This window comes from Planctellipticum variicoloris (assembly GCF_030622045.1).
Taxonomy (GTDB): Bacteria; Planctomycetota; Planctomycetia; order Planctomycetales; family Planctomycetaceae; genus Planctellipticum; species Planctellipticum variicoloris.
In genome coordinates, this window is the sequence record NZ_CP130886.1 from 953773 (window position 1) to 974868 (window position 21096).

General features: G+C 64.1%; 15 protein-coding genes. 10 read left to right on the forward strand and 5 right to left on the reverse strand.

Annotation, left to right across the window (positions count from 1 at the left end):
- Window positions 1-174: 174 nt before the first annotated feature.
- Together SH412_RS03735 and SH412_RS03740 are read right to left on the reverse strand one after the other, a co-directional pair.
- Window positions 175-1548, reverse strand: a complete 1374-nt coding sequence (locus SH412_RS03735; protein WP_336522170.1) for a DUF1501 domain-containing protein — start codon at window positions 1546-1548, stop codon at window positions 175-177.
- A gap of 233 nt (window positions 1549-1781) precedes the next feature.
- Window positions 1782-4001, reverse strand: a complete 2220-nt coding sequence (locus tag SH412_RS03740) for a DUF1549 and DUF1553 domain-containing protein (RefSeq protein WP_336522171.1) — start codon at window positions 3999-4001, stop codon at window positions 1782-1784.
- Between the two features lie 253 nt (window positions 4002-4254).
- Here SH412_RS03740 and SH412_RS03745 point away from each other — a divergent pair, with 253 nt between their 5' ends.
- The 5 genes from SH412_RS03745 (at window position 4255) to SH412_RS03765 (ending at window position 11835) form a co-directional block, all read left to right on the forward strand.
- Window positions 4255-6054: a hypothetical protein gene (locus SH412_RS03745; protein WP_336522172.1), complete on the forward strand. Its 1800-nt coding sequence runs from the start codon at window positions 4255-4257 to the stop codon at window positions 6052-6054.
- Window positions 6055-6279: 225 nt separating this feature from the next.
- Window positions 6280-7992 carry a DUF3352 domain-containing protein gene (locus SH412_RS03750; protein WP_336522173.1) on the forward strand — a complete coding sequence of 571 codons (1713 nt, stop codon included), beginning with the start codon at window positions 6280-6282 and terminating at the stop codon, window positions 7990-7992.
- A gap of 204 nt (window positions 7993-8196) precedes the next feature.
- A complete protein-coding gene (locus tag SH412_RS03755) occupies window positions 8197-9405 on the forward strand; it encodes an EF-hand domain-containing protein (RefSeq protein ID WP_336522174.1) in 1209 nt (402 codons plus the stop codon).
- Between the two features lie 316 nt (window positions 9406-9721).
- The gene (locus tag SH412_RS03760) at window positions 9722-9949 is read left to right on the forward strand and encodes a hypothetical protein (protein ID WP_336522175.1); all 228 of its coding nucleotides are present in this window, start codon (window positions 9722-9724) and stop codon (window positions 9947-9949) included.
- A 425-nt stretch (window positions 9950-10374) separates the two neighbouring features.
- Complete coding sequence (locus SH412_RS03765; protein ID WP_336522176.1) at window positions 10375-11835, forward strand: Gfo/Idh/MocA family protein; 1461 nt, start codon at window positions 10375-10377, stop codon at window positions 11833-11835.
- 82 nt (window positions 11836-11917) lie between these two features.
- Here SH412_RS03765 and SH412_RS03770 read toward each other — a convergent pair whose 3' ends face one another.
- Both SH412_RS03770 and SH412_RS03775 read right to left on the reverse strand, forming a co-directional pair.
- Window positions 11918-12376: a NanQ anomerase/TabA/YiaL family protein gene (locus tag SH412_RS03770; RefSeq protein WP_336522177.1), complete on the reverse strand. Its 459-nt coding sequence runs from the start codon at window positions 12374-12376 to the stop codon at window positions 11918-11920.
- Window positions 12377-12407: 31 nt separating this feature from the next.
- A complete protein-coding gene (locus tag SH412_RS03775) occupies window positions 12408-13457 on the reverse strand; it encodes a phosphotransferase family protein (protein WP_336522178.1) in 1050 nt (349 codons plus the stop codon).
- Window positions 13458-13882: 425 nt separating this feature from the next.
- On the opposite strand from SH412_RS03775, the gene SH412_RS03780 reads away from it, so the two are divergent.
- From SH412_RS03780 to cobA, 3 genes are all read left to right on the forward strand, one after another.
- Entirely contained in the window at window positions 13883-14821 is a 939-nt protein-coding gene (locus SH412_RS03780; protein ID WP_336522179.1) for a hypothetical protein, read from the forward strand.
- 104 nt (window positions 14822-14925) lie between these two features.
- Window positions 14926-15942 (forward strand): zinc-dependent alcohol dehydrogenase family protein, encoded by a 1017-nt coding sequence (locus SH412_RS03785; RefSeq protein ID WP_336522180.1) that lies wholly within the window; start codon window positions 14926-14928, stop codon window positions 15940-15942.
- Between the two features lie 114 nt (window positions 15943-16056).
- A complete protein-coding gene (gene cobA / locus SH412_RS03790) occupies window positions 16057-17658 on the forward strand; it encodes a uroporphyrinogen-III C-methyltransferase (protein ID WP_336522181.1) in 1602 nt (533 codons plus the stop codon).
- 14 nt (window positions 17659-17672) lie between these two features.
- On the opposite strand, the gene SH412_RS03795 is transcribed toward cobA, so the two are convergent.
- Window positions 17673-18329: a 3-keto-disaccharide hydrolase gene (locus SH412_RS03795; RefSeq protein ID WP_336522182.1), complete on the reverse strand. Its 657-nt coding sequence runs from the start codon at window positions 18327-18329 to the stop codon at window positions 17673-17675.
- A gap of 198 nt (window positions 18330-18527) precedes the next feature.
- Here SH412_RS03795 and bshB1 point away from each other — a divergent pair, with 198 nt between their 5' ends.
- Together bshB1 and SH412_RS03805 are read left to right on the forward strand one after the other, a co-directional pair.
- Window positions 18528-19235, forward strand: a complete 708-nt coding sequence (bshB1, locus tag SH412_RS03800; RefSeq protein WP_336522183.1) for a bacillithiol biosynthesis deacetylase BshB1 — start codon at window positions 18528-18530, stop codon at window positions 19233-19235.
- On the forward strand, window positions 19232-20908 hold the full coding sequence (locus tag SH412_RS03805) for a formylmethanofuran dehydrogenase subunit A (RefSeq protein ID WP_336522184.1): 1677 nt from the start codon (window positions 19232-19234) through the stop codon (window positions 20906-20908). The genes bshB1 and SH412_RS03805 overlap by 4 nt, the downstream gene beginning before the upstream one ends.
- Window positions 20909-21096: the final 188 nt, after the last annotated feature.

Here is a 21096-nt window from a genome sequence, read left to right on the forward strand (position 1 = left end):
GAAGCGGTGTTTGATCGGAGGAAGAGAGTGAACTGTGAGTCGTGAATAGTGCCCATCGCAAAGTGCGGGATGGAATTCCATCCTACCGGTTCTTCATTTTGCACTCATCACTACTCAATACTCACTGTTCACTTTCCGGATCTCTCCCGCTCACTTCGCCGTAATTCCGCGAGTTCAGCCGAACACGTCCCAGACCGGCTTCCCCGCCGAAATCGGCTGCGGCCGGTCGAGCCGGTTACGGACTTCGGTGTGGGAGTCGATTCCGAGCGCCGTATACATCGTCGCCGCCAGGTCGTCGAGCAGGACCGGATCTCGATCCGGATAGGCCGCTTCCCGATCTGACGCCCCATGGACGTAGCCCCGCTTCACCCCGCCCCCCGCCAGCAGCACCGTATAGCACTGCGGCCAGTGGTCCCGGCTGATGTTGGCATTCAGCTTCGGCGTTCTCCCGAACTCCCCCATCCAGACAATCAGCGTCGAATCCAGCAGCCCGCGCTCGTCGAGGTCTTCGATCAGCGTCGGCAGCGTCTGGTCCAGCAGCGGCAGATGATACTTCTCCAGAATTGGATACATGCGGGTGTTGTCGAAACCGTGCGTATCCCAGCCGTCTTCCAGCCGCCGTCCGCCGATGCTGTCGGCGTAGTAGACATTCACGAACTTCACGCCCGTCTCGACGAGCCGGCGGGCCAACAGACAACTTTGCCCGTACGTCGTCCGCCCGTAACGATCCCGAACCGCGGCCGGTTCTGAGGATAAGTCGAACGCCTGCCGGACGCGCGGCGAATTCAGCATGCCGATCGCCCGCGTGTAATAGTCGTCCAGGCCGCGAGCGGCGGCGGCGTAGTCGAGCAACCCGGCTTGGCGATTGATCAGCCGCTGCATCTCGGTTCGCTGCTGCAGCCGGCCGGCGGTCACGGATCGCGGCAGGCTCAGCTCCGGCAATGCAAAGTCCGGCGCATTCGGATCGGTCTTCACCAGCAGCGGGTCATGGGCCTTCCCCAGGAAACTGGCATGCTGCCCGGGCGTGATCTCGCCGTCGCGAATGACGTACGGATAAGCTACGAACGACGGCAGATCGTCCTGCACGGGAGCAAGGCGGTCGACCACAGAGCCGTACGCCGGGGCCAGCTCCAGCGTATCGCGCAAGCGGATGTCGTCGACGGGCGGCGCGTACCCCGTCAGAGCATAGTACGACGCGGAATTGTGATTCTTCATCGTGTGGTACACGCTGCGCAGCAGCGTCACCTTGTGCATCACCTTCGCCATCTGCGGCAGTCGGTCGCAGATGGTGATGCCGGGAGCGCTGGTCTCCATCACCCCGTACTGACTGCGGATGCCCTGCGGTGCATCGGGTTTGGGATCGAACGTATCGAGATGGCTCGGTCCGCCGAACTGATACAGAAAAATCACCGACTTCGCCGGCCCGGAATGTTGTGAACCGATCTCCTCCGCCTGCATCAGTTTGGGGAGCGTGAGTCCCAGCATCCCCGCCCCGCCAATCTGCAGGGCGGAACGCCGAGTCCAGCGGGCGATATCAGTCGGCAGCATGGCAGTTTCTCGTTTACGTTCTGGCGGTCTATCAGCAACGATGCACAACGGCCATCGGACTTCCAACGAAAGCAGAAACCCCCTCACCCCGGCCCACTTCCATCTCGGACAGCGGGCGAGCGAGCAGAAGTCACAAACGCCACGTTCAAACGAAGTGACCCCTGCGTCTTTCGTGGCTCCCACTCTTCGTCTTCATTCGCGTCCATTCGTGCAATTCGTGGTTGTCACGCCTGCTAATGCCGCAGCAGAAACTCGTGCGAATTCAGCAGCCCCCACGTCAGGTCTTCCAGGGCCGAGCGTCGATTGGCCGCGCCGTCCAGAGCCGCCTTCGCGGCCCCAAGTTCCTCCGGAGCCGGTTCGCGGGTCAGCGCCGTCCAGTAAAGCGAGCGGATCAGTTCGTCGGTCGACGCGGACGACTTCGCCAGCCGACCCAGACGGTTGTCGTCGCGGCCGAGCCACCGGTTGAGCAGTTCCCCGCTGATCAGCTCAAAGGTCTGATTGAGCGTGGTCTCGTCGGTCCGCTCGCAGTCGCACGACTGCAACCGCGGCGGTTTGCCGAACAGCGTCAGAAAGCTGTCTTCACGGGTGGGGCGTTGCTCGCGCAATCGGACGGCATGCACGCCGCAGAGCTGCTGCGCACGCATCCCTGCCGGGTAGCCGGCGAATTCCAGCGGGACGTCCAGCGTCGACGAGACCGAGTCCAGAAGCTGCTCCGCCGAGTACCGTCGGACTTGCGCCCGCGAAAAATTCAGCTCGTCGTCCCGGTTGGAGGCGTTGGGGACGGCTGAGAACTGGTAGGTCTGCGAATTGGCGATGAGCCGGACCAGGCGCCGGAAGTCGTAGCCGCTGGACCGCAGCTCCTGCGCCAGGGCCGCCAGCAGAGCCGGATTCGACGGCGGATTGGTGGCCCGGAAGTCATCCACAGGATCGACAATGCCCCGCCCCAGAATCTGCTGCCAGGTCCGGTTGGCCAGCATCTCCGCAAACCGCGGATTGTCCGCCGACGTCAACCAGTCGGCGAGCTCCAGCAGCCGATCGGCATCCCCCGCGACGGGCTCTGCCGACTTCGACAGGAACTGCGGCGGACGAGGCCGGCCCGTTCGAGGATCGGCGACCTCCCCTGCGGACTTCATAAAGACGATCTGCTCGCCGTCGAACTCATGCTTGTCATTGGTATCCCGTCGACGGTTCTCCAGGACTTTGTAGTCCACGCGGGCGAACAAGTTCGACCAACTGTAGTAATCGTCCTGGGTCCATTGGTCGAACGGATGATTGTGGCACTTCGCGCACTGCAGGCGGATGCCCAGAAACAATTGAGCCACACCCTCCGACCGCTCGAAAGGATCACGCATCGCCCGATAGAAATTAGCCGTCGGCTCGGAGTATGTGCTGCCGCGGGAAGCAATCAGCTCCCGGACCATCGCATCGAGCGGCTTGTTCGTCGCAAAACCGTCGCGCAGCCAGCCGTGAAAAACCTGCGCCCCTTTGCGGTCGAGCGTCTTCTCCTCAATCCGCAGCATGTCGGCCCAGCGGAGCGCCCACCAGTCTGCAAATTCCGGACGTTCGATCAGCTCGTCAATCACGCGGCTCCGTTTGTCCGGCGACGTGTCCGCGACAAACTTTCGGGCGGCTTCAGCCGAGGGAGGCAGGCCGATCAGGTCCAGCGAGACGCGCCGCAGAAACGTCGCGTCGTCGCTCAGTTCCGACGGTTGAATTCGCACCTGCCGCAATTTTGCGAACACCTGCTCGTCGATTACGTTGGCAGGCTCCGGGCCTGTCCATTCCGAGGCATCTCCCTCCGGCAGCAGCAATACGCGGACGGGAGTCTGGGTCTGCAGCAGCCGGACCAGCAGCGTCGTTTCCCCCCGCGCCCAGCCGCGGACTTCACCGTCCGCCGAAACCTCAATCACCGGCTGCGCCACTTCATAAACGGCTTTCGAAGTCACGTCTTCGACCGCGCCGTCCGAGTACTGGGCGGTCACCTGGACCGCCGACTTCCAGTCCGGTCCGGTCAGAATCAGCTCGGCGGGTTCCACAATCAGCGACGTCAGTCGGCGCGTCCCCGCAGCGTCGGCCGGCAGGCCCGCGGCGATCCAGTCCCGGAGCACTCGATACTCGGGAGAATCCACCGCAAACCGTCGGCCCCCTTCGTGGGCCACCTGCATCGTGGCCTTCAACAGCACCAGACTCGCGTCGGGGGCGGAAGTATTCGTCCGCCGCGCCTGCCAGTCCCGAGTCAGGACCTGAAAGTCTCCCGCCGGATCCTGACCGCGCAGGGAGATCTGGAAGCCCCCCTTCCCCCGTGCGTTCCCGTGACACGTCCCGAGATTGCACCCGGACTTCGACAGCACCGCCATCACGTCGTTGCGAAAGCTGATTGGCGCCCCTGCCAGACTGATGTCCGCCCCGCCCATGCCGATGACCACCGCCAGCAGCCCCGACAGTCGGGACATGCTGCAAGCCCAGTTCGATGGCAGGGAAGTTGGCAGCATCGGCGTCAGATCTCTTCGGCTGGCGAAACTGGCGGTCCGGCAGGGCCATCCATCAATATCGGTCGATGCGGTATTCTATTCCGGGAACTTGACCTGCGAAAGGCGTGGTCGGCGAATCCGCCGTGATGGTATTGTCACCTCTGACGCTCCGGAGGATTGTGAGACCGGTAGCCACGTCGTTTGTTTCGTGAAACTTCAACGAGGGACGCCCCCTGTGACCAAGCATCGCGGACTCTGCAGCCTGCTGGCGACGGCACTCCTGATGACGGCGAATCCGGTTCCGGCGCTGGCCAGGGTTTACGCGCCGCGGGTCGTCGCCGTCGGACAGCCCGATCCGCAGAGCGCGATCACCTTTCTCACGCACGCCGCCTGGAAGGACCTGCCGGCCGAAGAACGAGCCGAGGCCATCGGGAAATTTCTGTTTGACCCGGCAAACGGGTTGCAGGTCACCGCGGAGTCTCCGTTCGCAGGGACCGATCCTCGTTCCGAACATCACCTGATCCGCGATCCGCTGCAACTCTGGAACGTCTATGGCGCCGCATCGCCGGAAGCGCTGAGCGCCGCAGTCGCCGCCCTGTGGGATGTCAGCGGCCCCGGACGGGCGCAGGTCCTGTTCGATCCCCGGACTGATCGCTGGGCCGCTGCGATTCCGACCGGCACCGGCAGTCGCCTGTTTGTTCCCGGGGGCGGGGAGTTTATCGTGGCCCCCGATCTCCAGCCCCGCTATTCCCAAGGCGTTGCACAATATACGCGCGATCTCGTCCTTCGCCGCGGAGAGACCTTCACCGCCTGGTTCAATCCGCAGGGGGACCGCTGGCGACTGGATCCCGCATGGCTCAAGGATAAGTCTCAGAAAGCCCGTCTACTGCAGCCGCCCGCCGGCCCCAAGATCCTGGACGACGACAGGACGGCTGTCCGCCGCGGCAACGGCCTGTTCGTCTACGAACCCCAGTTGCAGGGGGACGCCGCCGACTTCGTGGACGGCGTTCTGACGTCACGCAATCTGAAAATCACCGACGCCGGGCTGACCCTCGACTCCGCCGGCGACGGTTTCGTCGTGTTCGCCGTCGAAACGCCGTTTGTCATTGTCCCGGAACTGGGCGACATTGCCGATCCCAAGGATGACCGCGAGGCGTCGGTCGTCGAAGTCGACGGCGCCGGGCTGACCGCCGCCTGGTCTCCCGATGCCGGCGCCACCTGGATCTCGCTCGAAACCAAAGAATTTCCCGCGAAGCTCGACCTGACCAAGGAAGTCGCCGGCAGATCGGGCTATCTGCTCCGGTTGAACCTTAAGGGCAAACCGGGCCAAGCGGTCGTGAAATCGTTCCGTGTGTCGACGTGGGTGCAACTGGCGCCCGGCGCGCTGCCGGCGATCCGACCGGGTGAAAACGCCTTCTCGCTGAAGACTCGGGACCACGATGGCCTGGAATCCCTGCCGCTGGTGGTCGAAGCGAATGGCCCGGACGAGAATGAGTTCTTGAAATACGCCATCCGTCCGCCGCGCGAATTGAATCCCGCCGACAGCCAGCGCCGCGCCGTCGGCCCCTTCAGCCTGCGCATCCCGGCCCGGCCGGGAACACAGATTGCCTGGCTGTCGGTGGCCGCCAGTCTCTCGGCGGATTCGGACGAGAACCAGACCGCACGGCTCGGACTCGCGACCGATCGCCCTGCCGGATTCGTGGCCCAGGACCTGCCGCGTCTGCCCGGCGACCACAACCACTGGCATTATCAGTTTCTGAGCGACGTCCGGTTGGACCAGCCGGCGGAAACCGTTTATCTGCAGTTGGAAGGCCGGCCCGCGCTCAATGCATACCGCATCGTGGCGCATTGCATTCCGCGCGAAACCCAGCCGGCGAGCCGTCTCCAGGTCACTCACCGCTGGCGGGAAGCCGGCGTCGAGAAGGAATCGGCCCACGAACTGGAAGAGGGGGCGAACTATCAGGTCGTCGCCGGAGATCAGATCGAGAATGTGGCCGTGGAGTACCGCGTGGCTGGCGGAAGACCTCCCCGCTGACGCCTGCATTTGATCCGCGACGCTTCGAAGTGCGTTTCCTCGCGAAACCTCGCGGAATCAGCGCGGGTACACACCCGTAATGGGATTGTGTCTCCAGTTTGAAATCGACAAGATATCGAGCCGTTCAGCGCTCCGTTGAGTAACGGTGCAGCTCCTTCTGCAGTCCGACACTGTCGGGGGACGGGGGCGGTTTTCGCCGATCGTCGGAAAGGATTGGATCGAGGTATGAAGATGTTGAAATTCGGCCCGGCCGCGCTGCTGAGCCTCGGATTCGCCCTGTGCACGGCGATGCAGCCCGTCCGCGGCGAAGAAGATCCGGTCGTCGAGCAGCTCCTGCCGCCGCAGACGATGCTCATGATCTCGGTTCCGGACGTGCCGGAATTGAAGGCGCAGGGGGCTGACTCGCTGCTCGGCAAACTGCTCGCCGATCCCGCCCTGCAGCCGTTCATCGAAGAAGTTCGCGGCAAGCTCGACGAGGCTTCCAACGCCGTCAGCGAAAAGCTCGGACTGTCGCTCGCCGATCTGGCGGATCTGCCTCAGGGCGAAGTGACCTTTGCCGTCGTTGCTCCCAAACCCGGCAAGCTGGCCGGCGTGATGCTGTTCGATTACGGCGAACATGGCGACGAGATCGACAAACTCCTCGAGCAGGGACATGCCGCCGCCGTAGAACAGGGCTGCGAGCACTCGACCCAGATGATTGGCGACGTCGAAGTCAACATCTACAAGATCCCGAACAACGATCCGAACAACCCGATCAAGCACGTCGCCTACTTTTCGCACGACAGCTATCTCGGCGTGGCGACGGACGTCGCCGCCCTCCAGCAGGTCCTCGACCGGATGTCCGGTTCGAAGCAAGATTCGCTGGCCAACACCGACGTCTACTCCTATATCAGCGAAAAGGTGGAAGCCGGCGACGCCGATCCCGCCTTCGTCTGGTATTTCGATCCCATCGGCCTCGTGCAGTCCGCCGTCACGATGATCCAGGTCCAGAACCCGCAGGCGGCCATGGTCATGGGCTTTCTGCCCATCCTGGGGATCGACAAGCTCAAGGGGATGGGGGGCGCCAGCTACTTCGCCGTCGATGACTACGACGGCATGACGAAATCCTTCATCTACGCCGAGCAGCCCACCAGCGGACTGATGAACGTGTTCCAGTTCCCCGCCACCGCCATGTCTCCCCCCGCCTGGGTGCCGGCCGACGCGGTGATGTACAGCGGTTTTAACTGGGATGCCGCCGAAGCCTACTCGGCCGTCGAAACCCTGCTCGACTCGTTCCAGGGCCCCGGCGCCTTCGAACGGATCATTGATGGATTTGCCGAAGACGAAGAAGGCCCGCAGATCCACATCAAGAAAGACATCATCGAACAGCTCTCCGGCCTGATTCACATCGTCGGCAACGCTCCTGCGTCCGCCGACGAGCCGAGCCAGGACTTCATTGTCGCTCTGGGCCTCAAAAACGAAGACAAGGTTAAGAAGCTCCTCGCCAAGGCCGCCAAGACTGACGGATTCGACGGCAAGATCCGCGAATTCGAGGGCGCCACGGTCTACGAAATGGCCTTCGATGCCGGCGGGGCCGAAAAGTCCCTTGTCGTCACCGTCACTGGCGACACCCTCGTCGTCGGCACCGAGCCGAGCAGCGTGGAGAATGTCATCCGGGGCAAGAGCGGCGCAAGTTCGCTGGCCGACTCGGCGGGATACAAGAAGCTGGCGAAGCACATTCCCGGCAAGGTTTCCATCCTGAGCTACCAGAAGCAGGATGCTCAGCTTCAGGCCGGGTACGAGCAGTTGAGGGCGATGGACGCGGAATCCGCCGGCGGTCTCGACATGAGCAAGCTGCCTGAGTTCGAAGTCATCCAGAAATACCTGCGCCCCTCAGTTTCGTACGTCGTTCCGGACGAGAACGGGGCCCTGCAGGTCGGCTTCACCCTGAAAGACTGACCAGCCTGAGGCCGCCGCTTCGACGCCGGCAATGGACTTGGACAATCCTCGCGAGGCCCCGCAGTCATCGACTGTGGGGCCTCGCTTCGTCTGCGGGCGAAACTTTTCTGCCGGCGACGTGTTCAATCTCCTGTGGCGACTACGGTTTCTACAGGACAAGTCCGCGGCTTCGAGCCCGGCGGATGATTTACGGGACGCAACATCATGCAGCGTGAACACTGGCTTTGGGGGGCGGCTCTGGCCGCAGCAATCGGGCCGGCCGGTCTGGCCGCCGCACAGGACGCACTTCCCAAACCGGCCGATCTTTTCAAACAGCTCGACAAGAACGCCGACGGCAAACTTGTCGCCGACGAGATTCCCCAGGAACACCGCCGCCTGTTCGAGCGCGTTCAGCGGGCTGGCGACAAGAATGAAGACGGCCAGCTCACCGTCGAAGAATTCGAAGCGGCCCATCAGCCGGACGCTCCCTCCGGCGGAAGTCTCGGCGGTCCAGGCGGCCCCGGAGGTGGACGCCCGAATCCCGAGGAGATTCGCGAACGCCTGAAACAGATGGACCGCAATGGCGACGGCAAGATTTCCCGGAGCGAAGTCCCCGACGTCGCCAGAGAGCGTCTGATGCCGCTGTTTGACCGGCTCGGCAAAGACGAACTCTCGCTCGAAGACCTCGGCCGATTCTCCGGCGGACAACGCCCCGAACCGGGTCAGCTCTTCGGCCAGCTCGACAAGAACGGCGACGGCAAGGTCTCGCGCGACGAACTTCCCGCAGATGCCCGCGAGCGGATGGCCCGCATCTTCGATCAGGCCGGCAAGGACGAACTGACTCGCGAAGAATTCGCCGCCGCTTTCCGCGGCGCCATGCAGGGGCCTCCCGTCGAAGGGAATCGCCCCCGGACCGCCGACGGACAACCCGGCGGTCGCCCCGGCATGGGACCGTTCCGCGCCCCGCGATTCCTGCAGAAACTCGACGCCGACGGTGACGGCCGTCTCTCAAAGTCCGAATTCGCCAAAGCCCCCGACCTGTTCGCCGATCTCGACGAGAACGGCGACGGTCAGCTCGAACCGCGTGAGCTGATGGGGCCGCCGCCGGAAGGCATGGGACCCGGAACGGCGCTCGGAGGACGGCGTCCCGCCGCCGGTCGCCCGGAGATGGAAGGCCGACGTCCCGAGGGAGACCGCCCGGGAACTCCGCAGGCGGGACGTCCGGATGGTCAGTTCTTCGCCCGCCTCGACAAGGACGGCGACGGCAAGCTGTCGAAGGACGAAGCCCCGGAACGCATGCAGAAAAATTTCGACCAACTGGACCGCAACAGCGATGGGTTCGTGGATCGGGAAGAATTGGCAAGTTCATTCCGCCAGGGCCGACCCGGCGGTCGCCCCCCCGCCGAAGGACAGCCCGAGAAGAAGCCGGAATAGATCCTGTCCAGATTCACCGGTTCCCCCCTGTTTTCCTTCCCCCCCGCAGGGAAAATCGCCCGAACGCCCCGGCGTCCAGTCGCCGGGGCGTTCGCATTTCGCGATCCGGCCGATTGCCGGCCTGACGCAACAGCCGCCGCGGACCAGACCGGCCGGTCTTGCCGGTCTGCGATGGAATCTTCGATCTGCGGACCACGCGCGGCCCTGAGGACGCGGGGTTCCGCTTGACCGATCCTTAGCGATGCGGGATTGTCCGGATTGGCAGTCCCATCCGCCGCGCTCCACATTCCATCAGGCTCAAACGAGGAGACGCACCATGCCCCCTTTGCGAACCCTCATCCTCATGGCGCTGCTGGTCAGCAATGCGACCGGCTGCTCGCTCCTGCACGAACTGCAGCCGCACCGGCTTCGCAAGCTCAACAGCGGCCCGGCCCCGTCCTTCGACCCGGAATTCGGCAGCTTGAATTCATCGACGGCCATCGACATCGCCAGCGCCGAAGCAGGCCATGCGCCGCCGGTCCTTCGAGCCCAAAGCCCCCTGTAGGGCCGGTTGCGCCGACCGGTCCGCCATTGTTGCGAGAGAGAATCCCGTACGACGGACGTCCTCGTCCGTCGGCGTCTTCGCCGGCCCCGCAACGGCGCTCAACAAGACGGACGCGGACGTCCGCCTGACATCAGAGGCGGACTCGCTTTCGCCACTCCGCCATCGCGGTCTGGCAGAGTTCAATCGCGCGAATTCCGCTCTCCGGACAGTCTTGCGCGACTGTTTCGCACGCTGCCGGATGCCGGTTCTCCCCTCTCCGCCCCTCAACGCTGAACGCTCAACGCTCAACCGCTCCCCGGCAGACACTTGCGGCATGGCGCGAACCGCGCCTAGACTCGTGTGTTGCGCCTCGATGGACTCTCTCGCGGAATCCCCCGAAGCGGTGCACCTTCCGCCACGATCCTGCTTGCCGAGGGACGATCACTATGTCCGGTCAGTCACGCCGCCAGTTTCTGGAAAACTCCATGTTTGCGGCCGCCGCCGCAGCCATGGCCGCCCACCGCGAAACCCCTGCCGCCGCACAAGATTCCCCGAAGGTCGGAGCGAACGACATTCTTCAGGTCTGCGTCGTCGGCGTGAATGGCCGCGGCGGAGCCCATATTTCCGGGTTCGGAGATCGCAAAGACTGCCAGATCGCCGCCATCGTCGACTGCGACGAAGTCGTCGGCAACAAGAAGGCGGACGAGATCGAGAAGCGGTTCGGCAAGCGCCCAACCGTCTATCTCGACATGCGGAAGGCCTTCGAAGACAAGGCGCTCGACATCGTCAGCATCGCCACGCCGAACCACTGGCACGCCCTGTCCGCCATCTGGGCGATTCAGGCCGGCAAAGACGTCTACGTCGAAAAGCCGGTCAGCCACAACGTCACGGAAGGCCGCCGCATCGTCGAAGCCGCCCGCAAGTACAAGAAAATCTGCCAGACCGGGACCCAGAGCCGCTCGAACCCCGGCATGCGGGAAATTATCGAGCTGATTCACAATGGCGAAGTCGGCGAGGTCAAGCTGGCCCGCGGCCTCTGCTACAAACCTCGCCCGTCGATCGGTCCCCGCGGCAACTACGACGTCCCCGCCAGCGTCAATTACGACCTCTGGTCCGGCCCCGCCGAAGTCAAGCCGCTCACCCGCCCCAAGCTCCACTACGACTGGCACTGGCAGTGGGACTACGGCAACGGCGATCTCGGCAACCAGGGGATTCACCAGATGGATATCGCCCGCTGGGGCCTGGGCGAAATGGATCTCGGCGAATCCGTCTTCAGTCTCGGCGGCCGATTCGGCTACGAAGACGCCGGCGAAACTGCCAATACCCAGATCTGCCTGCACCAGTTCGGTTCGGGCAAGCGGCTCATCTTTGAAGTCCGCGGCCTGAAGACCGACGACTACAAGGGGTCGAAGGTCGGAGTGATCTTCGAAGGCTCCAACGGCTACGTCGTCAGCCCCACCTACAACGGCGGCGTCGTGTTCGACAAGGACGGCAAGAAGCTCAAAGAGATCGCCAAGGGGGGAGACAGCAACCACTTTGCGAACTTCGTCGCGGCCGTCCGCAGCCGGGACTACACGGACTTGAACGCCGACATCCTCGAAGGGCACCTGTCGAGCGCCCTCTGCCACGTCGGCAACATTTCCTACCGCCTCGGCAGCCCGATCAGCGCTGCCGAAATCGGTCAGAAACTGCAGGGCGACGAAGTCGCGCTCGAAACCTTCGACCGCTTCCAGTCCCACCTGAAGGACAATAAGGTCGACCCCGGCACGACGAAAATCGCCTTCGGTCCCAAACTGACGCTCGCCGGTCAGGAAGTCTTCAGCGGCGAACTCGCCGCCGAAGCCAACAAGTACCTGACCCGCGAATACCGCGCCCCGTTCGTGGTGCCCGAGACCAAGGATCTGTAGGCCCCAGCTTCGGCCGAGAACGAGATTTCACGCACGCCCCCGTCGCTCGCGACGGGGGCGTATTGCATGAAGCGACCTGGCGTCACCACTCCACCGCCACCTTCAGCACCACCTTGCAGACCTCCGCCGGCGTTCCCACCGCCAGATTCGGGGCATGAATATCTTCCGGAAAGAAAATCGCAAACTGTCCCTGACGGAATGCGATCGTGTCCTCCCCCGGCGCGTAGATGATCACGTCCCGTTCGGCGCTGTAAGGCAGGGTGATCTCGGGAGCGTGTTCCAGCGGCACGTAGCCGACCCGCTCCGCGCCACTGGCAATGTATTGGACGTCGATGTATTTCCGGTGCGACTCCCAGATCGCCTGCTCGGGCAGCCGCGTCTGATACCGCGCCACGTTGGCGATCAGCCGGTCCCCCTCCAGCTCGTACTTGCCGGAAGCGACCTCTTCCGGGCGAAAAGTCCGCAGATAGTCAAAGGCCTTCGCAATCCCGGGCGACAGCATCCGGTAGCGGTCCGCGTGCGTCAGATCGTCGAGAATCATGAAAGTTCCTGTTCGAGTGAGTGATCTGCGATCAACCGGCCGATCTCGGCGGAAACTCAACGCGAGTCAACGCCCCGGCCAGTTCTTCAGTTTCCCGCTCCGGTGACTCCCGCGGTTCCACACGCAGTCGGGAAATGGCGTGTTGCCGGACGAATTCCTTCCGCGGCTCATCGTTGACCAGGTAGTCGACCGGGCTGGCGCCGTCGATTCGCGCCAGCAGGCAGGCCGCCGTGTGGGCGGCTCCCCGCGCCGACAGTTCCGGTGCGGTCAGCTCAGTGCCGCGCACGCGCTGCCGCCAGCCTTCGAGGGCGGCTCTGGCGACGTTCAGCAGCGGCCCGGAATCGGGATGGTGATACACGGCTTTCAGCAACAGGTGACTGAGAAAAAAGCCCAGGTCAAACGCCGGATCGCCGAGGTGTGCCGTCTCGAAGTCAACCAGCGAAAACCCGTCCGGATGAATCAGAATGTTCTTCGGGCTGAAGTCGGCATGGACCAGGCAGATCGCGCAGTCAAACGTCTCGGCAATCAATCGCTCCAGCGCGGGCGCAACCTCCGGATGCCGGGTGATCAGCCGCCGGTAGAACGGTTCGATCCTCAGCTCCTCGAAGACCTCGCGATCCCGCCAGCCGGCCAGTTCGTCCCGGATCGCCGCCGATTCCGCATGAATCGTCCCGAGCAGGTCCCCGAGTTGCCGGGCCAGTTCGAGATCCACCTGCCCTTCCAGCAGGAGCTGTTTCCAGACCACGTGATCCGGGCGGATCGCCTCCATCGCCAGCACAAAGTTCTCGCGGTCCTCGAAAAGCGGCTGCGGAACGACGCCGGGGGGCAGGCGGGCCGAAAGCCAGCGCAGAACTTCCGCCTCGCGGAAAATCCGGTCGAGCCGGCTGAACCAGGGATCGACGGTCCGCAAGCGGCTCCGGCTCTGCTTCAGCACGAACGGCGGCGCCAATTCCGGTTCGACCCGCAGCACGCAATTCGAGACACCCCACGCAAGGGGCAGAATTGCTACAGCCCCTTCAGCCGGTATTCGCTGCATTCTCCGCAGGTAGTCGGCCGCCGTATCTGCGGTGATTTCCCACATGCAGTCTTCCCCTCCTGCCCGCCGCGAATCCGCAACATTTCCCCAGTCTTCCCGACCGGACGGCCTGTTGCACAATGATCGTAACTTGTTACAGGGATGATGCCTATGCCTGCGGGAGTTGAGCGGTTGTCGCGGCGGCAACACCGGATTGGACCGCAATGGATTTGAAGACCGCTGCGGGTCGATCCCCTGAAAGGACATGAAGGCGACCGGCAGCGGTCGAAATCAGGGATGCCGCCTGTCCACCCCGGAGGAACGGGAAATCGCGGGCGACCGGGCAACTTTTGATTGCCCGCTCCAGAACATTCGATTTAAGATGTGAATACGAAAATCCCGGCAGCAATTCGAAGGGTCGCCCTCCGGCCTGCTGGTGCTGCCAGTCTCCGGATCAATCGAGTCCGGCTGATTCACCGAAAGGGTCTCTCATGGTCCGCCGTCGTTTCCCCGGTCTGCTCGTCGCGGTCTGTAGTGCCGCTGTGGTCATGGGCGGCAGCGTCCTGACGTCCGAGACGGCGGTTGCCGCAAAGAAGATCGCCCGCAAGCCCGTGGTCACGAAGACGACTTTCGACCCGGCGGCCGAAGAAGTCGAGCTGTTTGCAGCGATCGAGGCCGGCCAGGTTTCTGCCCGCTTGATTCCGCAGAACGCCCGGAAAGGGAACGTCCTGTTCGAGAACAAGACGGATAAGCCCCTGACGATCAAGCTCCCGGATGCCGTTATTGGCGTCCCCGTGAAGAACGCCCAGTTTGGCGGCGGCATGGGTGGTATGGGCGGCGGCATGGGCGGCATGGGCGGCGGTATGGGTGGCATGGGCGGCGGCATGGGCGGCATGGGCGGCGGCCAGCAGATGATGGGCGGCGGCATGGGCGGTGGCGGCATGGGCGGCATGGGCGGTGGCGGCATGGGCGGTATGGGCGGTGGCGGCATGGGCGGTATGGGCGGTGGCGGCTTCTTCTCCATTCCTCCTGAAAAGGTCGTCTCCATTCCGATCCAGTCGGTCTGCCTCGAACATGGCAAGCCGGAACCGAGCGTCCGCAGCGAGTACACGCTGATCCCCGTCGAAAAAGTCAATGACGATCCGATTCTCTACGAAGTCCTCACCCTTGTCGGCACAGGCAAGGTCGACAGCCAGGTCGCCCAGGCGGCCGCCTGGCATCTCAAGGACAAGCTGAGCTGGCAGGATCTCGCCATGGAATCCAATCAGCGGCTCGGCGGTCTGCCGCCGGAGCCCGTCTTCTCGACCCGTCAGCTCATGGCCGCCCAGCAGCTCCTGAGCATTGCGAAGGAACGGGCCGAAGCGCGTGCGAAGGGCCTGCCTGCGAAACCCGAAACGATCCGTTCTGGCCGCGTGGCGGAAGCGAACTGAATTCGCTGACGCGGAATTGAAGAATCACGCTCGCCGGAGTCGGTCGCCCGACTCCGGCGATTGCATTCTCGAACCCTGCCGGAAGCCAACTGGAAGGCTCTCGAATGCTGGCCGTCGTTCAGGAGTCGTTCGCAGAACCAGCCCAGGCCGTGGCCGTCCGTGACAGAGCCTCGGGTGAACTTCAGGCCGGGCAGGTGCTGGTCGAAATGCTCGCCAGTCCCGTCAATCCCTCGGATCTGATGACCTTGCGCGGCAGTTACGGGAGACGCCCCGATCTCCCGGCAGTCCCCGGCTACGAAGGGGTCGGCATCGTCCGCAAGGCCGCGGCGGGTCTCTACGGCCGCTGGCTCGTCGGCCAGCGCGTGGCGGTGATCTGCCCGACAGGGGGCGCCTGGGCGGAGCAGTTGAACGCCTCCTCCCGCCAGGTCATTCCCCTCCCTCGCACCCTGTCGGTCGAGCAGGGAGCCATGTTCTTCGTCAATCCCGCCACGGCCTGGCTGATGACGCGCTCCGTGCTCGCCATCCCGCGCGGAGCCTGGCTCCTCCAGACGGCCGCAGCCTCCGCCGTTGGCCGAATGATCATCCGCCTGGGACGCGAGACCGGTTTTCGGACGCTCAACGTCGTTCGACGCGAAGATCAGGCCGAGCAATTGCGACGCGACGACCTCCCGGAAGACTCCCGCGTGATCGTCTTCGACAGCGCCATCGACGCCCGCGATACGCTTCGTGACGAAGTGTTCCGCCATACCACGGACGGAGTTGCCTTTGCCATTGATCCGGTCGGCGGCGCGACCGCCTCAGCCGTCGTCCCCTGCCTGGGGCGTGGCGGCCGACTGCTGCTCTATGGCGCGCTGTCGCCGGAACCGATGCAGATTTCGCCGCGGGACTTGATGACCCCGGGGGCGTCCATCGAAGGCTTCTGGCTCTCCAATGCGATGGCTCGCATCGGTTTTCCCTCCCGACTGCGACTGATTCGAACGCTCGGCCGCCTGATTCAATCGGGTGTTCTTGGCGCTGAAGTTGGCGACTCGTTCCCGCTGCAGCGGATTCACGACGCCTTGCGCGCCGCCGAAGAACCTGGACGGCGCGGCAAAGTCCTGCTGCGACTTTCCGGTTCGTAGTGCGTCCCGACTTCGGCTTGCCGTAAGATCTGCGGCTGCGGTTGTGCAAGTCGGCGGCGGCTGACATGCTCCCCTTTCGGACAGGCTATTGAGTTCCTTCAGCGACCTGCGGCGATGACTCCAGCGAATATCAGCGACCATGGCGTCGGACGTGTCTATCTTGTCGGGGGCGGGCCGGGCGATCCCGGTCTGTTGACCCTCCGCGGCCTGGAATGCCTGCGCCGGGCGGACCTCATTCTCTACGACGGCCTCGTCAATCCGCTCCTGCTCCGACACACGCACGCGAAAGCCGAGCGAACGTCCCGCGCCACCGGGCCGCACGGCCGCCGGATCGATCAGGAAGAAATCAACCAGCGGCTCGTCGACGCGGCTCTCGCCGGCAAGACCGTCGTCCGGCTCAAGGGGGGCGACCCGTTCGTCTTCGGACGCGGCAGCGAAGAGGCCGCCGCACTATCCGCTGCCGGTGTTCCATTCGAAGTCGTTCCCGGCATCACCGCCGCGACAGGCGCCGCCGTCTATTCGGGGATCTCGCTGACCCACCGCGATCACGCTTCCGCAGTGGCCTTCATCACCGGACACGAAGATCCCACCAAGCCGGCCAGCGCACTGGATTACCAGATCCTCGCAGGCTTTCCCGGCACCCTCGTCTTCTACATGGGGCTGCACCGCCTGGCTGCGATTTGCGAAAGCCTGATCGACGCCGGCAAACCGGCAACCATTCCCGCAGCCGTCGTCTGCAAGGCGACGACGCCGTTCCAGCAGACGGTCGTCGGAACGCTCGCCGATCTGCCGCAACGTGCGGGGGACGCAGGTCTTCATCCTCCCTCCCTGCTGATCGTCGGCGAATGCGTCCAGGTCCGCGACCACGCCGAATGGTTCGAACAGCGTCCGCTCCGCGGACAGACGATCGCGATTCTTCGTCCGGAGGAGCAGGCCGATTCCGTCGTCGATCAGATTGTCGAACGAGGCGGCCAACCCCTGGTCATCCCGATGATCGAGATCACCCCCCCCTCCGACTGGTCCGCCGTCGATGCCATGCTGGATCGTCTCGCCGAGTTCGACTGGCTCGTCTTCACCAGCGTCAACGGCGTGCAGGCGCTCTTCCGTCGACTGTGGGAGCTGGGAGGCGACGTCCGTCGTCTCGGCCAGGCGCGTCTCGCTGCGATCGGGCCGGCGACCGCTGCCGCGCTGGAGCAGTTTGGTCTCCGGGCCGATCTGATCCCGGCCGAATACCGCGGCGAAGCCCTGGCCGCGGCCCTGTCGCCACTCGTCGCCGGCAAGCAGGTCCTCTGGGTGCGAGCCAACCGCGGCCGGGATGTCCTTCCCACAGTCCTCACGAACGCCGGCGCCCGCTTCGAATCCGTCGTCGCCTACGAGAATCACGACGTCGATCAGCTCAGCGACGCCGACCGAGCGGCGTTCGAAAGCGGGTCCGTCGACTGGGTCGCCATCTCCAGTCCCTCGATCGCCCGCAACTTCTCCCGGCTGCTGACTCCTGCCAGCAAAGTCCGATTGGGCGACCCCACGCGGATCGCCGCTATCAGCCCCGTGACGGCCGAGGCCGCCCGCGCAGCCGGCCTGCCGGTTGACGTCGTCGCCAGCGAATTCACCTGGGACGGCCTGCTGCAGACCATTGCTCAGGCCCCACGAAACGCCAACGCCGGTCGCGGACTCCTGGATTCCGGAGTCCGCACCGGCGATGTGAGGTCGACGTAGGTTCGTCGTTTGACTTACTTCGAGAGATCCTTCAGTTCGATGTTCCGCCAGCGGACTTCGTACGGGCCGGTCCCCTTGGCGATGCCGTGGACCTGCAGTCCGATGAAGCCCTTCGACTGTCCCGTCTTGTCTTCGATGTGGTCCGCAACCGGAACGCCATTCACCCAGGTCTTGATCGACTTCCCGTCGCACTTCACCACGTACTTGTTCCACTCGCCCTTCTTGAAGGCGGCCATCGCCGCCGGGTTCGACCGGTCTTCGGTCAGCCAGCCGGTTTCCAGGCCTTCCCCGTAGATAAATCCCGCGGTCCCGTCGATCGCAATCTCCACCTGCGGTCCGTGCACGCGACCGTCCTTGAAATCGGCCTTGCTGGCTGAACGGATCTGCACGCCGGAATTCAGTTCGTTATCGACCTTCACCTCGAACCGCAGTTCGAAGTCGCCGTATTCCTTGTCGGTGCAAAGGAACGAGTTCGGGCTCCCTTCGCTGGTCTTACCCACCACGCAGTCGTCCTCGACCCGGTACGTCGCCGTCCCGTTCTTCTGCGTCCAGCCCTTCAGGTCTTTCCCGTTGAACAGGGCCGTAAAGCCCGGCTCGGCGGCAGTCGCCGTTGTCGAAAACAGGCCGACGGCGGCCAGCAGGGCCAACGACTTCGTCCACGAACGCAACATGGTGAAACTCCCGGAAAAAAGTTCTGACGCAAACGCGATTCTCGCAATTGTCAGCGAACGCCCGCTGATCGTCCGCCGGGGCCAACCCGGTGTCAAGCATGGGGTTCCGGTTCGAAGGAACGCTGCGACGGGTGATCTCCCCGCGTACGTCGGTTATGGTGTAAGCACAAATTCCCACTGCGATTCCCCGAGACCGACATGATCGAACCGCTGGACGTCCTGGTCATCGCCCCGCACCCCGACGACGCGGAAATCAGCGTCGGCGGAACCATCCTCGTCTCGCGACGGCAGGGACTGCGCGTGGGGGTCGTCGAACTCACCGACGGGGAACCGACGCCGTTCGGTTCCCCGGAAATTCGCGCCCGCGAGACGGCCGCCTCGACGGAGATCCTCGGCCTCGACTGGCGTCACAACCTGGGCCTTCCCAACCGCTCATTGGAGCACACGCTGGAAGCTCGCCGGGCGCTGGCGACGGTCTTCCGACAGACCCGCCCGAAGCTGCTGCTGGCCCCCTACTGGGAAGACGCCCATCCCGACCACGTCGTGGCCACGCAACTGATCGACGCGGCCCGCTTCTGGTCAAAGCTCTCCCGGACCGACATGCCCGGCGAGCCCTGGCACCCGCCCCGGATTCTCTATTACTGGAGCATCCACCTGCGGATTCACCCCCAGCCCGCCTGCGTGATCGATATCAGCGACGTCATCGAAGAGAAAATGGCCGCCATCCGCTGCTACGAAAGCCAGTTCTTCGCCGGCCGCCCGCAGACATTCCCCACCCCGCTGGACGACATCCGCGACCGCGCCCGCTACTGGGGCTGGTCGATCGGCGCCGCCTTCGGAGAACCGCTCGGCAGCCGCGAACAGTTGCCGCTGGATGGCCTCCGCTCGCTCGTGGGGAAGCCATGACGCTGCTCTGTCTCCAGGGAGGAAATCTCTACGACCCGCGCCACGGGATCGACGGCGAAGTCCGCGATCTCTGGATCGAAGACGGCCGGATCGTAGCAACGCCCGCGGACGCTGCCCGCCGGGCCGATCGCACCATCGATGCCCGTGGCCTGGTCGTCATGCCGGGCGGCGTCGATATGCACTGCCACATCGCCGGCCCCAAGGTCAACTCGGCCCGCAAGATGCTCCCCGAAGACCGCCGGAATGGCGAAGTCTTTCCCCGTCGCGGCCGGTTTCGCTCGGGGACCATCGGCAGCATGCCCAGCACCTTCGCCACGGGCTACCTCTATACCGGCATGGGCTACACCACGGCGTTCGATGCCGCCATTCCCCCGCTCGCCGCCCGCCACGTCCACGAAGAGTTTCAGGATATCCCGCTCCTCGACAAGGGCTTCCTGGTCCTGATGGGGAACAATCATTTCGCGATGCGGCAGATCGCGGACAAAGAACCGGCCCTGCTGAAGGCCTACATGGCCTGGCTGCTGAAATCCGCCCGCGGCTACGGCATCAAGATCGTCAATCCGGGGGGCGTCGAGAACTGGAAGTCGGGCCGGCTCAACGTCTCATCGGTCGATGACGACGTCGCCGGCTTCGGTATCACCCCCCGCGCCATTCTGCGGGAGCTCGCCACCGCCTGCGACGAACTGAAGCTGCCCCACCCGGTCCACATTCACGGCAATAACCTTGGCCTGCCCGGGAACTGGTCCACGACGCTCGAAACCATGCAGGCCCTCGAAGGCCGGCGCGGGCATCTGACACACATTCAGTTCCACAGCTACGGCGGCGACGCCGCGGAGCAGGCGACCTTCTGCTCGAAAGTCCCGGAACTCGCCGCCTATGTGAACGCCCACCCGAATCTGTCGGTCGACGTCGGCCAGGTGATGTTCGGCAAGACCACGTCCATGACCGGCGACGGGCCCCTCGGCTACTACCTGCACCGCGTCACCGGGGGCAAATGGTTCAGCGGCGACCTCGAACTCGAATCCGGCTGCGGCATCGTCCCGATCCAGTACAAGCAGAAGAGCTTCGTCCACGCCCTGCAGTGGGCGATCGGGCTGGAGTGGTATCTGCTGGTCGACGACCCCTGGCGGATTGCGATGAGCACCGACCACCCCAACGGCGCCAGCTTCCTCGCCTACCCCGAAATCATCGCGCTGCTGATGGACCGCGGCCTGCGACAGGATTTTCTGGCAACGCTGCCGGAAAAGCTCCGGACGCATTGCACGCTCGCCGACCTCGCCCGCGAATACACGCTGAACGAGATCGCCATCATCACCCGGGCCGCCCCGGCCCGGATGCTGGGACTGGACCGCAAAGGACACCTGGGAATCGGCGCCGACGCCGACGTCACAGTTTATTCGCCCCAGGATGACCGCCAGCGGATGTTCGAGCTGCCGCGGTATGTGATCAAGTCCGGCGAAGTCGTTCTCGACGACGGCGAACTCCGCGACGATCCCCCCGGCCGGACCCTGCACGTCGAGTCAGCCTACGACCACGACATCGAACCGCACATCGCCAGATGGTTCGCCGACTACTCCACCGTCCAGTTCGCCAATTACCCGGTCCAGGATCACGAACTCGGACCCAACGAGTTGCTTGAGGTGGACGCGTCGTCTCCATCGCCCAGTGCGTAACAACAAATGGCATTCAGGCTACAACGTCAGAGGTAGTCATGGCTTTCGAATATGACGGTTGTGTGGGCGATCTCAGGTCGTAACCACTGACCAGAATCTCGCCTTGGATGACAAACCCATGAATGTGATTGGGCTTACGACGTAAATGCAATTCGTTGGTGAGCTGTGGGCGAAGAGCTGAAGAGGTG

Coding starts and splice junctions, on each gene's coding strand:
- SH412_RS03735 (WP_336522170.1), bottom strand. CDS start 1,548: ATGCTGCCGACTGATATCGCCCGCTGGACTCGGCGTTCCGCCCTGCAG.
- SH412_RS03740 (WP_336522171.1), bottom strand. CDS start 4,001: ATGTCCCGACTGTCGGGGCTGCTGGCGGTGGTCATCGGCATGGGCGGG.
- SH412_RS03750 (WP_336522173.1), top strand. CDS start 6,280: ATGAAGATGTTGAAATTCGGCCCGGCCGCGCTGCTGAGCCTCGGATTC.
- SH412_RS03755 (WP_336522174.1), top strand. CDS start 8,197: ATGCAGCGTGAACACTGGCTTTGGGGGGCGGCTCTGGCCGCAGCAATC.
- SH412_RS03760 (WP_336522175.1), top strand. CDS start 9,722: ATGCCCCCTTTGCGAACCCTCATCCTCATGGCGCTGCTGGTCAGCAAT.
- SH412_RS03765 (WP_336522176.1), top strand. CDS start 10,375: ATGTCCGGTCAGTCACGCCGCCAGTTTCTGGAAAACTCCATGTTTGCG.
- SH412_RS03770 (WP_336522177.1), bottom strand. CDS start 12,376: ATGATTCTCGACGATCTGACGCACGCGGACCGCTACCGGATGCTGTCG.
- SH412_RS03775 (WP_336522178.1), bottom strand. CDS start 13,457: ATGTGGGAAATCACCGCAGATACGGCGGCCGACTACCTGCGGAGAATG.
- SH412_RS03780 (WP_336522179.1), top strand. CDS start 13,883: ATGGTCCGCCGTCGTTTCCCCGGTCTGCTCGTCGCGGTCTGTAGTGCC.
- SH412_RS03785 (WP_336522180.1), top strand. CDS start 14,926: ATGCTGGCCGTCGTTCAGGAGTCGTTCGCAGAACCAGCCCAGGCCGTG.
- cobA (WP_336522181.1), top strand. CDS start 16,057: ATGACTCCAGCGAATATCAGCGACCATGGCGTCGGACGTGTCTATCTT.
- SH412_RS03795 (WP_336522182.1), bottom strand. CDS start 18,329: ATGTTGCGTTCGTGGACGAAGTCGTTGGCCCTGCTGGCCGCCGTCGGC.
- bshB1 (WP_336522183.1), top strand. CDS start 18,528: ATGATCGAACCGCTGGACGTCCTGGTCATCGCCCCGCACCCCGACGAC.
- SH412_RS03805 (WP_336522184.1), top strand. CDS start 19,232: ATGACGCTGCTCTGTCTCCAGGGAGGAAATCTCTACGACCCGCGCCAC.